The organism is Fulvivirga aurantia (assembly GCF_009711475.1).
Classification (GTDB): Bacteria; Bacteroidota; Bacteroidia; order Cytophagales; family Cyclobacteriaceae; genus Fulvivirga; species Fulvivirga aurantia.
The window spans coordinates 1-938 of the sequence record NZ_SMMD01000199.1 but is presented as its reverse complement, the minus strand read 5'-3'; the positions used below and the strand labels follow the sequence as shown (position 1 = coordinate 938).

Here is a 938-nt window from a genome sequence, read left to right as displayed (position 1 = left end):
TACAATCAAGATTTCTGATGGGGCTGTTACAGATGCGAAAATTGTGTCGGTTAGCCCTTCAAAAATAAGTCAAGATGGAGCTACATTAAATCAAGTGCTAAAATGGGATGGCAGCGCCTGGTCACCAGCTGATGATGCAGATACCGGAGGTAGTGCAGGAAGTCTAGACGGCTTTGTTAGTATAGATCCCAGTGATTTTCAATCATTGAAAAAGAATAGTAATGATCTAGATAGAAATCAAGTAATTCTATTTCAAAATGACAATACCTTTGTAACAATCGGAGATGCATCCAAAGCCGATAAAATAATAGCTCCCGTTCACCTTCCGCATAATGCAATTGTTGAAGAGGTAACTATCTATTTTTGGGATAATAATGGAAATGACATAAGTATAGATTTTTTTAGAAAAGGATTTGCCTCTGCTAACGAGTCATTATTTCCCGCAACTTGGACGTCTACCGGGGCCACTGCAAGTGTTAGAAATGAAACTTTAACTACTATTAATAATAGTACTATAGATAATGAGAATTACACTTATCGAATTGTAGTAGATTTTAATTTTGGGACCACGGTTGATACACCTGGTAATGCGCCTCAACGGATATATGGTATAAAATTTAAATATACCGAACCAGGCAATATCGTTACTGGCCCGGGATCATACCAATCTTCTTTTGTAGGCGATTCTGCGCCTAATCTTTCAGATCGCTACACAGGGATGGTTTGGATAGATACTGTAACTGGCAACATAAGAGTGTGGACCGGCTCTGCATGGAATATTGTAGCTACGAAGGAATAATACAATGAGAATTGGGTGGAGTCACATATATTTTGTTTTGGTTATTTCGACTGTATTCTCGCAGTCTTATGGGCAAGTTGTACATAATGAATCAGTCATTCATATAGGGGAAGATGCCCTTTTTTATACACCAGGCAAT

General features: G+C 38.3%; 1 protein-coding gene. It reads left to right on the top strand.

Annotated features, from left to right (window positions below; all coding sequences use genetic code 11):
• The coding region (locus E1176_RS20205; RefSeq protein WP_185152499.1) for a hypothetical protein at positions 1-799 on the top strand (799 nt) is incomplete at its 5' end.
• Positions 800-938: the final 139 nt, after the last annotated feature.